This is a genomic window from Lewinella sp. LCG006 (assembly GCF_040784935.1).
Lineage (GTDB): Bacteria > Bacteroidota > Bacteroidia > Chitinophagales > Saprospiraceae > Lewinella.
Genome location: NZ_CP160680.1, coordinates 819,876 through 833,187, shown reverse-complemented (window position 1 = coordinate 833,187; position 13,312 = coordinate 819,876). Strand labels below are relative to the sequence as shown.

Annotated in this window: 2 protein-coding genes; both read right to left on the bottom strand. The window is 52.5% G+C overall.

Features of this window, described 5'->3' with window-relative positions:
* Positions 1–432 precede the first annotated feature (432 nt).
* The gene (locus tag AB0L18_RS02890; protein ID WP_367391080.1) at positions 433–8,892 is read right to left on the bottom strand and encodes an HYR domain-containing protein; all 8,460 of its coding nucleotides are present in this window, start codon (positions 8,890–8,892) and stop codon (positions 433–435) included.
* Between the two features lie 201 nt (positions 8,893–9,093).
* Positions 9,094–13,155, bottom strand: coding sequence for an ATP-binding protein (locus AB0L18_RS02885; protein ID WP_367391079.1), 4,062 nt, complete (start codon positions 13,153–13,155; stop codon positions 9,094–9,096).
* Between the last annotated feature and the right edge of the window lie 157 nt (positions 13,156–13,312).

Genomic DNA, 13,312 nt, shown 5'->3' with positions numbered 1-13,312 from the left:
GGAGCTGCCGCTTTTGTTTGAACCACATGAGTTACAGAAGGGCACAGAAGGAGATGTTTTTTGAACCACATCATGATGACGTAAGTGGCAATATCCATTCTTACTAGCTCACTGTGCAGTAAACCTATATGGTATGGTGTTACCGAAGTATTAGCATCTCTACGAAGAGACCGAAAACGGTACGCGCCGGACGTTTGTCGATCCAAGCGTCAAGTTGTTGAAGAAAGGAGCTGGAAAAAACATCAATTTACCCAAGTAGTAAGTAAATGACTGATTAGGAGAATGAGCCGGATTGCCTAATAAGCGTTGTAAAAAAATGGGCCTTCTGTGATTTTCGAAGCGTACGATAATTCTTCGAATTTACACAGAAGGCCCTTTTGTTGTATCATCTCCAAAAACTAGGGATGACTAACGTTCATTTTTATTTAATTTCTAGCGGTGTTGCACTACTACCTTTTTTGTGATGGGTTCCTGACCCTTGAGATCGATGCGAAGGATGTAGGTACCCTCGGGGTAGTGGCTCGTATCCAACCTTAATCCTTCGACTGGCCAGTAGGTCATCTGCTGGCAAAATACCTCCTGCCCCAGCATGCTGTAGATAGTTACCGTCGCAATTTCCTCCGCTGCTTCTGCGGTCCGTAGGATGGTGTAATCATCCGACGGGTTTGGGTACAGCTGGAAGTCATTCAGATTTTGGCCACCGCCGCCTTGTAGGGACAACGTATTCGTTCCGCTTTGACAGCTTACACTGGTCGTACAGACTCGCTGGCAGCCGTTTACATCCGTAACGGTCACCGTGAAGTGCTGCGTGCTGTAGCCCATCGAAAAGCGCACCATAGCTCGGGTGGGGTCGGAGGTGATGAAACCTGCACCTCCAGTCATTTCCCAACTGTAGGTGTACGGTGCTGTACCCCCTTCTACCTGAATGCCGATGCGGTTTTGGCTACTGTTGCAGTTTACCCATTCGTGATTAGAAAAGGTATAATCCAGCATGTTGTCGACGATGTCAATATACTGGGTAGCTACCGTCGTATTACCGCAATCATCGGTAGCCGTCCAGGTGCGCACCAGGCGTAGGCCTTGCTCAATATCCACGTACTGCTCTGTAAAGACGGTGACAACATCGGTGTCGTAATCGTCTTTTACCCAAACTGCTGCCGGAGCCGGGATGGGATCTTCACAGTAGATCGTCAGGTCGTTTGGTACTCCAAAGATATCTGGTCCGTAGGTGTCTTCGTAAAGTACGGTCAGAGAAATACTGCTTTCGTTGCCACAGGGATCGACGACGCTCCAACGCAGGATCAGTTGCCCCAGATACCCAAAGGCAGCACAATCTTCGGCTGGCAAATTGTGGATTTCAAGAGTTGGTTGGAGGTTGACGGCACAGTTATCCTCAATCGCAATGGCGTTTTGACCAAAGTCATAAGGTTGCTGCGGATTGCCAAACTCAAATCTGATGGGGAGTACGAGTTCATCGCCATCTTCCAGTCCTACCAGTAGCGGATGGGCAAAGCTCAGACGCGGTGCCTGATTGTCGATAAAGAAGACCTGTTGGGTGGCCGTACTTACATTGCCACAGGCATCGCTGGCGCTCCAGGTGCGGGTCAGTACCTGACCACAGCCGTTCACATTGGCCGTAGTCTGGGTCATGCTTACGGGTACGGTAGTACCGGAGCATTCATCGTAGGCCGTTACTGGGCTAGTCAAGATCAAATTATTACAGGCATCAGCGGGTACGTTGTACAGTACCGGCCCCTGGTCATCCAGTACGGTGACAAGCTGCGTAAACGTGCTGGTGTTGCCACACTTGTCCGTAGCGGTCCAGTGCCGTTCGTAGCTGCGTGGGCTATCGGGGCAACTGGCTTCGATGGGGTCGCTATCCACAAAATCAAGGCTGGGGTTTCTGTTGCAACCGTCAATAGCGCTTACCGTTGGAATGTCCTCCCCACAGGATACCGTCAGTTCTGCGGGGCCGCTGATCGAGGGTGGTGTAGTGTCAACAAATTCAATAAAGAGTTCGTATTCACCAATATTACCACAAATATCACGGGCGCTAATACGCAAGGCATAGCGGGCCAGAAAACCATCGGTGGCGCATTCGCCTTCCTGCAAAAGGATGAGATCAGTGCTGGCAGAGGCGGCACTACAACCACCGTTCACGACCACGTAGCTACGCAAGTTGGGTACAGCTACTTCACCGTCTTCAACACAGTCGGCCTCCAGGATAGCTGTGCTACCACTCGGCAGTCCTTGCAGCCCTGGATAGTCTACTGTAATACTTGGCTCTGCGCCACTCGTTAGTGTAATGCGTTGGGTATAGCTGGTGGTATTGCCACAAACATCCGTAGCGGTCCAGGTGCGTTCTACGTACTGGCCACCCTCACAGTCGATGGGGTCAGATGCGTAGAATTCTACTACGGCAAACTCACAGTCGTCCACTGCCGTTACCGTTGGTACAGGAGGCAGAGTGCTGGCACAGGCATCCGTTGGTACACCCTGGAAAGTAGGGGCGGTATTGTCCGTCAGGTACCAGTTTAGCGACACTGTACTGCTGTTACCACAATCATCGGTGCTGCTCCAGGTTGTGGTCAGGTGGCCGATGTAGCCAAACTCAGCACAGTTGAACAGGCCGAAATCTTCGTACGTAAAGATGACTTCAGCTTCACCGCTACAGTCATCAACAGCACGGGCGGCGTAGGCCAGTTCAATGATCTTACCGTATTGCCCACAGTCCACGTAGACTTCCTGACCATCGCTGTAATTACTAACATACTCGTCGATCAAGCGAATCTGCGGTGCGGTATGGTCATCCACATGAATCAACTGGTCATTGATCGTAGCGTTGCCGCAACCATCAGCGGCAGTCCAACGACGGCGAACCGTGTAGCTGCCCGCACAATCACCGGGGATAATTTCATCCTCATAGGACACCTCAGTAGTTGAGCAACCATCTTCCGCCGTAGCTTGCTGGAAAGGCACATTATCGGTGCAAGCAATCTCCACATCTGTGGGGAAGTACGTCCAGGCTGGGCCTTGGGTATCTATAATCCGCACGAAGAAGGTATAGGTACTGCTGTTACCACAGGCATCGGTAGCCGTCCAGCTGCGGCGCCAGAGGCTCAGGAAGTCAGAGACTCCACAAATGCCTTCTTCAATCAGCTCTTCCTCGTAGGCTAGTGTAATATCCTCAGCCGCGGTACAGGCATCTTCCAGCAACAGATCAGCTGTGATGTCCTCAAAGGCGGTCCAGTTCGGATCGAGCAAGTTACACTCCATATCTATGGTAGCGCCGTTGGCCAGTGGTCCAGTGATGCTTGGTGCCTGGGTATCTACAATGGTGATGACTTGCTCACACGTACTCATCAGGCCATCCTGATCGGTAGCCGTCCAGGTGCGCGTGATTACACCGGTGTTACCACAAGCAGCACTGAAGTCATCCGTCCAGGTGACGGTGGGCACACCACAGATGGTAGATGCAGTAGCTTCACCGGTGGCTGTGGGTTCAGTAGCTTCACCACACTCGACCGTTATATCGGCTGGGCAGCTAATGCTGGGCGGTATGGTGTTAGGCTGTACTGTGATGGTGAAAGAGCAGCTGGTCGCATTACCTGCCGCATCGCTTACCGAGTATTGGATCGTCTGCGTTCCTTCGCCGAAGAAGGAGCCGCTGGTCTGTCCCAGGCTTTGGTTTGGGACGAGATTTACGTCGCAGTTATCGGTTGCCGTAGGGTTGATCCAACTGACGACTGCGCCGCAGAAACCTTCGTCCATGGGCAGGTCAATGTTGGCCGGGCAAGTCAGGCTTGGCATCTCGGCATCAGGCTGCACCGTCACCGAGAAAGAGCAGGTACCGGTATTCCCGGCGGCATCGGTGGCGCTGTATTCGATGGTTTGGGTTCCTTCGCTGAAGAAGGAGCCGCTGGTCTGTCCCAGGCTTTGGGTAGGAACAAGATTTACGTCACAGTTGTCGATCACCGTAGGGTTGGTCCAGCTGACGACTGCACCGCAGAGGCCGTCGTCCATCGGCAGGTCAATGTTGGCCGGGCAAGTCAGGCTTGGCATCTCGGCATCAGGCTGCACCGTCACCGAGAAAGAGCAGGTACCGGTATTCCCGGCAGCATCGGTGGCGCTGTATTCGATGGTTTGGGTGCCTTCGCCGAAGAAGGAGCCGCTGGTCAGTCCCAGGCTTTGGGTTGGAACGAGGTTGGCGTCGCAGTTATCGATAGCCGTAGGGGCGGTCCAGGTGACGACTGCGCCACAGAGACCGTCGTCCATCGGCAGGTCAATGTTGGCCGGGCAAGTCAGGCTTGGCATCGTATTGTCGATATAGTCTGGATCATCGCCATCGAAAAAGCCATCGCAATCGTTGTCGATGCCGTCACAGACTTCGATGGCGGAGGGGTTGATCGTAGCGTCACCGTCTTCGCAGTCATCGGTACCGGTGCCGTTCAGTTCGCTCAAAAGAAAACCATATTCAGGGCGTTCACAGTTGATCATAGTGGAGCCGCCATAGGTATCGCCGTCCGCATCGATGTACCAGGTCTGGCCGGGAAACTCCTCGTCATTGTTGTCATTACAGTCGTCGTCACCGGACAGTCCTTCGTACCGATAGCCGGGACCGGGAGACGTACATTGCATAATGCCGTTGCCGGTGTAGTAGCCGTCGTTATCAGCATCAAGGTACCAAATGGTGGAGGCACTGACCTCACCCAATACCGAAACTATCGCCTGGCAGGTGGCGGGGTTGCCGTTAATATCCGTCACGGTAAGGGTAACCGTGTTGTCGCCAAGATGCGAACAGTCGAAAGCGGTCTGACTGAGTGCCAGGGAAGCGACACCGCAGTTATCGTAGCTGCCGCTGTTAACCGCTTCAGCCGTAGTGGAACCACTGCCGGTATGATCCAGCTGAATCATTACGTTCTGGCAAGTGGCCATGGGGGCTTCATCGTCTACAACCGTCACGGTGAAAGAACAGGCTACGCCTTCATTACTACTTCCATCAGTTGGTGTAATGCTGATCGTATTGTCTCCCACGGGTAGCCCGATGGCCGACACAACGTTGTATTGAGCCAATTGTAAAGTAACATCCCGCAGCACGCTTCCATCTGAGTTCACGACGTATTCATTCGCTGAAATAGACGAACCACAGTTGTCACTCAGGGTATATCGAATTTCGTAGTTCGCGAAACAATCCCCGGTCCCGCCGGCTGAGGTGTAGATCGTAACGTCTGGGCTGCAACTGACGGAAGGGATGCTATTATCCTCCACGGTAACTGTGGTCGAACAGCTAGCCGTTTGCCCACGCTCATCGGTCACGGTCAACGTAACGGTATGGGGCCCGAGGTTCGAACAGTTGTAGTTCAGCATGCTGGCATTGTCCACGGTAAAGACGAGCGTACCGCAGCCGGTGGAGCCATCATCTAGCGCCGAGGCATGGAGAAAAACGGAGCCATCGGTACCGAGATGGACGGTTTGTTCCTGACAAGCGGCGACAACCGGTGTGGGAGCATCCTGAAACTCATAGGCACCCATGTCGATGCCGTTGTTGACTGGGCGGAGGTTGCCGTCCAGGTCATTGGAGGGAGCACCGCTACTCGTACCCGCATCGATGGCCGGAGAGCAAGGTTGCAGGCGCAGATCGCCGTTGGTAGCATCCAGAAAGAGGGGATCTTCGTTCAGGTTGCCAGTGCCGGAATAGCCTCCCTGGATGATAGAGTAAGTTGCGGTAGTTGAAGCTCCTTGATTATTCCAGATTGGATTGAACGAGCTTGCTGTATTACCCCAAATTATGCAATTTTTTAATACGGAGCCTCCAGGTAGATTATTACCAAAAGCCCCTCCATAGAGCTCTGCACTATTTCCATATACGGTACAATTGGTAAATACCGGGTTACTTCTCTCGACGAAAAAAGCCCCACCAATTAACGCAGTGTTGTTTAAGAACAAACAATTTTTATAAGTTGTAGCTGAATTCTCAACTTCTCCTACTCCTCCTTTTCCAGCAGAATTGTTCTGCACAATACAATTCAGAATTGTAACCCTGGAATTTGAATTATAAATACCTGCTCCTATTCCAGATGGAGAATAGCCTCCATCGTTGCTCGCATCCTGTATTACGAAGCCATCCAAAACTGCGGAGCTGTTGAGCCCTGAATTGGAAATTATTCGTCGGGTATTATCACTGTTGTTATTTAATGTTCCAATGTCGCCACTCAGTATAGTTGCGTAGGCGGCCCAGTCGCGGTCATTCAGCCCGGGATTACCACCGTCTGGAAAGCCTCCGTAGATCGCCACCCCGTTCTTCATAGAAAAGGAAATATTGCGATCAGTACCGCTGGTAGGCTTGTAGGTGCCTTCGGCGACCCAGATCTCCGTCACGTTATTGCAGTTACCTGCCAGCGCCAGAGCATCCTGCAGGTCGGTGAAGGCATTTGTCCAGGAGGTGCCATTGTTGTTGCCGACGGCATCGTCGTTGACGTAGAGGATGTTGGTAGCGGGGCAGCAGTTGAGGCCTTCGTCGATTTGGGTGTCGCAATTGTTATCGAGGTTGTCACAAATTTCGGTACCGCCGGGATAGACGTTGTCATTATCGTCATCACAGTCGCCTCCGATAGTCGTCAGATAGATGGCCCGTTCATAGCCGACAGGTTGGGCGCATTGAACCAGTGTTTGCCCATCGGAATATCCATCGCCGTCTGTATCCTTGTACCAGATGGTTGTCGGGTTAATATCAGGATCATTGTCATCACAATCGCCGGTAGTGGCTGTCAACGCAATGGCCAGCGCATAGCCGTTGGGTTGCGCACATTGCATAAGGGTTGCGCCATTGGAATAACCATCTCCATCAGTATCCTGATACCAGATAGTACCCGGATGGATTGTCGCATCATTATCGTTGCAATCGCCGGTGGTGGCACTCAGTTCACTCCCGGCCTTATAGCCATTAGGGCGCGTACACTGGGTAATTGTGGCGGCTCCTGTTTCAGCGTAGTTATCACCATCGATATCTTTATACCAGACCTGGTCTGGCTTTTCGAGAGGATCATCATCATTACAATCCGTATTATCGGCCACGAAGCCCATGGGAGCACTACAGGCCAACTGGCTATTGCTGCTTTCGCCAAAGCCATCGCCGTCGGCATCGAGGTAGAAAGTCAACAACACGCCCTCGTCGGTAAGGGTGTTACAGTTGTTATCCACCCCATCACAAACCTCAGTAGCGTTGGGATGGATTGCATCGTTGGCATCGTCACAGTCGCCATTTCGCAGCACATAATCAGGCCCCGGAGCCTGGCAGTCGAAAATGGGAGCACCGTCCCCAAAGCCGTCACCATCACCATCGAGGTACCAGTTCATGGAAACATTAATGCTGGGGTTGTTATCGTCACAATCAGAGCCATTGGTCACATAACCAGGTATCGGCACACAGGCATCCATTGCGGTAGCAGGGTTGCCGTAGGTATCATTGTCCTGGTCCTGATAATAGGTTTGGAACGCTCCAGAAACTTCCTGCAATTCGTAAGCCCCCATGTCAACCGTGCTATTGAAGATACGGGTGTTACCGGCAAAATCGGTCGCGGGCAAATTCGCATTATCCCCCTGGTTGAGCCCTGCAGAGCAAAGCTGCAAGCGCAGACCGTCGTCGGCCGTCCCCCATTGGTTATCAGGACCGATAGGGTTACCGGTATTCGCGAAAGTGGGCATGGTATTCGAGTTACCCGTACCGGGATAGAGGTTGCCCTCTAAAATGGAATATGTTGCGGTAGCAGATCCATCGAAAGTCTTGCTAATATTACCCGTATTGCCCCACATGATACAATTTCGAATTACTGGAATAGCACCGGAATTGTTGTGCATACCACCCGTATTCTGACCGGTATTGCCGTAGAACGTACAATTGGTAAAAACAGGAGTTGTAAACTGATTGAAAACGGCGCCGCCATTAAAATTGGTGCCATTCGCTGCAAACAAGCAGTTTTTATACGTAGCATTCGACTCTACGTTTGCCGCTCCCCCTCCACCGGGAAAGGAATAATTACCCGTAAAACTACAGTTGTTGAAGGTAGGTGAGGTTTGGTAGTTACCCACACCGCCCCCGCCAAAGGAGCCGTAGCACAGGTTGCCGGAAAAATGAACATTGTTCAATACTGGCGCGGAACCAGGCCAGTTGAATATACCACCACCGCCGCCACCAGAATTAACACCATTCGCTATATTTCGGGCAAATATGACGTTATGAAGATGCGGTGAGGCTCCTAGCGTGTTGTACATTCCGCCTCCTGCTTGCAGGCTAAAATTCCCTTCAAACCGAACATTATTCAGTGTTGGTGAAGCATAAATATTGTACATGCCACCGCCATTGTAGCCTGCCGTAAAATTGGTCGCCGAACCACCCGTAATGGTAAACCCGTCTAGTACGGCAGAAGTCGTCAGCGGGGCCGCCATTGTAAAAGCATTATTAATGACATGGTAGCTGTTATCACTGTCATTCATAATCTGCAAACTCAGGCCACTGCCGGTAATGACATCGTTCCCGTTTAGGTCACCACTAAGAATACTGGGGAAGTCCTGCCAGTTGCGCACGCTGAAATTCCCTTCCTGCCCCGGTATGCCGGGGAATCCACCGTAGATAGCTACGCCGTTTTTCATGACAAAGCTTATGTTACGATCGGTGCCACTGGTAGGCTTATAGGTACCGGTAGCCGCCCATACCTCATCGCCGGCAGCCGAAGCGTTGATCATGGCCTGTAAATCAGCAGCGGCATTGGCCCAGGAAGAGCCGTCAGCCAATCCGGCGGCAACTGGCTTTACGTACCGGATGGCAGCCTGTAAAGGAAGACTACTAATAGCCAGATAAAAAAAGAATAGTAAAAGTAGTTTGAGTTGTTGCATGGCATTAAAGGATTTTCCTGTTGAAATTTTTGGAGTTTAGCAATAGCGCGAAAAAGGCGCTTCTGTGTACCCTCCAAAGGTATTGGCAGGCAGATGAGTCCATTCCCATTCTCCATTCAAATGGGTGGACACAGCATTCAGGCATGGAAAATCCTCCTTTTAGCGGCCTTATTGGGTGCCGGGAGGGGATAGGATAGGCGACTAAACTTTCACCTTACTGGGTGGCAGACCGAATTCCTCGGTGAAGACCCGACTGAAATACTTGGGGTCAGAGAAGCCAACCTCATAAGCTACTTCGCTGACGTTTTTCCCGCTGGCCACCAGCATTTCTCTGGCTTGGGCGAGGCGCAGGGAACGAATGAACAAGGTGGCGTTCTTGCCCGTCAGCGCCGTCAGCTTACGGTGCAGTTGGGGCTGGCTCATGGCCAGTTCCTGGCAAAGATCGCCAACGGTGAAGGAGGCATCAGCAAGGTGCTTGATGACGGCTGACCGGGCTCGCACCAGAAATTCACTTTCAGGGTCAGCGGCGGATGCAGTGGTTGTGGGTGCTGTCGTGATCTCGAAAACGGTATCCTGGTATTTCTGCTGAAGCCGTCGCCGCAGGTCGAACAGGTTCTCCAGCGTGACGCGCAATTCCTCTTCGTGGAACGGCTTGGCCAGATAGGCGTCGGCACCCCGCCGCAGGCCGGCAATGCGATCCTCCACCCCCGCTCGGGCTGTTAGCAAGACAATGGGGATATGGCTCGTGCGCTCATCGTTCTTAAGGGTATCACACACTTCGAAACCGTCCTTTTCGGGCATCATCACATCACTGATGATCAGGTCAGGCACCTGTTCCAATGCCGTTTCGATGCCGATCCGGCCGTTGTAGGCAAATGTTAACTCATAGGTGTCTCGCAGGCAGGAAGACAAATACTCCACCACATCGGGGTTGTCCTCCATGATCAGAAGCTGGGGGCGTCCGTCCTTGGCGTTTGCCGGGCTAGCAGCTAGTTCCTGTAGATATTCCTTAGCCTCATTTACCGGATCGGTCTCGCCCTGCGCAGTCATTGGCGCACGGCGGTGGATAGGAAGTACTACCTGAAAGATCGTTCCCTCTCCCAGCTTGCTGTCCACACTGATCTCGCCACCCATGGCGTGAACGAGCTCGCGGGTCAGGGCCAGACCAATGCCAGTACCACCAGTATGAGCCTGGGCCAGATGATCAGCCTGCTGAAAGCGGTCGAAGATGCGGGGTAGATCACTGTCGGCGATGCCCACCCCGGTATCGCTTACCCGCAAGATCAGATGGCGGCCCCGTTGCTCATCGGTTGTTGCTTTGGCCTCCAGAATGACCTGGCCGCCGGAAGGCGTGAATTTGATGGCGTTCGACAACAGGTTATACACTATCTGTTGCAGGCGTTCAGGATCGTAGTCCATCATGATTGGAGTATGGTCACTCCTGACCTGGAGCATGACATTGCGGACATTGGCTAAGGAGTGCAGGCTCTCGGCTACGTAGCGGAGATAGGGCAGCACGTCTCCCAGCACGTAGTTGATCCGGAGCTCGTCGGATTCCAGCTTGGCCAGGTCGAGCAGTTGATTGATCAGGCGCAGGAGATTTTCACCGTTGCGCCGGATCAGGTCCAGTTTGTGCGGTGATTCGCGCTGGGTTAATGCGCTGTCCTTCGTGCGCAACTGGTTGGTAACCCCCAAAATGACCGTCAGCGGCGTGCGAAACTCGTGGGTAATATTGGTGAAGAAGCGGTTCTTGAACTGATCCAGTTCTTTCAGTCGTTCGGCTTCCTGTAGTTGCAGACGTTGGCGCAACTGATAACGATAGAGCAAATAAAGACTTGCCCCTGTTAGCAGAAAATAAAGCAGAAAGGCCCACCAGGTTGCCCACCAGGGGGGAGTAATAGTGAAAGCAAGTACAGCCGGCTGCTCACTCCAGGCGCCGTCGTTGTTGCTGCCCAGCACCTTAAAGGTATAGCGGCCCGGCCGCAGGTTGGCAAACTGCACTCGATTGTCATAACCAAGGTCTACCCAGGCTTCCGTTTCCGTTTTATGCAGGGCCTTTTGGCGAATCAGCTGGTAGCGGTATTGATTTCGCGCTGAATTGGAGAACTCGAGAGCGGCAAACTCCAGGGAGACCAGATTTTGACGGTGCGTCAGCTTCAGTTCCAGCGCCTGCTCCACGTTTCGGATCAGTAAGGGAGGCAAATCCTGCGTCTCATCTTTGATCCGGAGGCTGGCTGGTTGGTTATTCACCCAAACCCGGGTAATGGCCATGGCTGGCCGACGCTCATTGAACTGCAGGCTGTCGGGGTGAAAAACCGTCAGTCCGTTAATGCCTCCAAACACCAGGTGACCATCCCGGGTGCGGAGGTAGCTCGACTGGTTGAACTCGTTGCTTTGCAGTCCGTCGGCCACCGTAAAATTACGGACGGTTTCCTCCTTGGTATGGAAGCGGCACAAGCCACGGTTGGTACTCAGCCACAGGTGCCCTCCCTCATCGGGCAGGATTCCGTAGACTACGTTGTCAGGCAGGCCTTGTTCGGTCTTGTAATGTCGGAAGTTGCCCGTCTCCCGATCCAGACGATTGAGCCCACCACCCTTAGTGCCCACCCAAAGGTAGCGGGCAGGTTCGAGTGGGTCGGCAGCAACACTCAGAATGGTATTGTTAGACAGGGAATTGCGGTCGGCCGAATTGTTTTCATAGTACAGGTAATCATAACCGTCGCCAGCTGGCCGGGCTTCTATCAATCCCCTGAAGGCAAATATCCATAAGGTACCGGTCGGGTCTTCATACATGAAATGAGAATACCGAAAGTCGGTCGGAAACGATTGGTGCCGGTCAAAAGGGACCAAACGGCTATAGGTTGTGACGGGATCAAAGACCTGGAGCCCTTCCTCCCGTACGCCTAGTAACATGCCGCTACGGCTGGCTAGCAAACCCCGTGCCTGCCAGGGGTAAGGTTTGCCGGGCTGGGTAGATGTGCCAACACGGTAAAGTACGTCAGCATCCTTATTGGCCCAACAGTTTCCTTGCCCGTCGAAAACAATGACGGCGATCTTTTCTGAGATGGACTTGGGAATTGCCCAGGGCGAGGGATGTCCATGCTGGAAAGCATACGACGAGTACTGCTGACGATGATCAGACTGGAGGTAAAAATTGCCGTCCGGACCTTCGGTGATCATACGCTGGGAGGTTGACGGCAGGTAGCTGTTGAATCCAGGATATTGGAAATTGATCTTGATGACACCGAAGCCATTGGTTCCCACCCAGGAATTGCCGGAACGATCAAAAGCAATAGTAGTCGGAAAGTAAGAGGAATTTTGACTAAAAGGTTGGTCATTGATCCAGGTCTGATCTGGAGCCGCTCCACTGAGGAATTTGTCTGGAGTCCATTTTCGAAAAATATTATCAGTGGTTTTCCAGGCCCAGAGATTGCCCTGATGATCAAAGCGAAAGCGACCGTAAGGCAGGCAAGCTATCGGCTGGGGTGGTCCGGAAGCTGGCGCCCAGAGCCACATATCGTATTTTGCATGGTGGAAAAGGCCCTCCAGATCGGGTGCCAATTCAACCAGCCAAATACGTCCCTGATCATCTTCGCCAACGATGCCCACGGAGATCCCGCTCAGTACCTTTTCGTAAAGGGTTCCGGTGCTTGGGTCCACCTCAAACACCCCCTGGGTACTACCCACCAACAGCCGTTCATCCCCGGTGAAAAAAATCGTGCTGAACAAGGTGCCCTGACGTTCGATTAATACAGCCGGCAGGTCAGGAGAAGCATCACCCGTAGCGACCGCCTGTTCCAGACAGTTGGGAGGAACTACGATTTTCCAGCATTTACCAGTGACGGTCATCCATATCGTCCCATCCGGAGTTTCGGTAAATGTGACGGAATCGCCATTGTAGCCCTCCAAATCAGGAAGGATATGAAAAAAACGTTCAGAGGAGGGGGTAAGCACATCCAGTCCTCCCGGGCAGGCTAGCCAGAGCCAGCCCCGGCTGTCTTCAAAAATCTTCCAAACCTCGTTGGAAACAATGGAAAAGGGATCGAAAGGATCATTGGTATAGACCGTGAAGCGATAACCGTCGTAGCGATTGAGCCCGTCCTTCGTAGCTATCCACATGAAGCCGTCGCGGCTCTGCTGAATGTCGAAGATCATGCCCTGCGACAGTCCATCGTTTACGGAAAGCAGGGAGGAGTCGCCTGTCCTTTGCCCAAGAAGCGGGCTGGCTAACAGCAAAAGAAACAGCACGACGACACGTATCATAAATCATGGAATCTATAGCCCAAATATACACACTCCGAAAATATCGCCATAATGTTTGTATGATGAATATTTTAATATGTAAGCTTGTTTTTTACTAATGATATGCGTGCTTTTGCCAGAGACGTCAGTTCCCGGCACGGCCCCAATAAAAAGACAC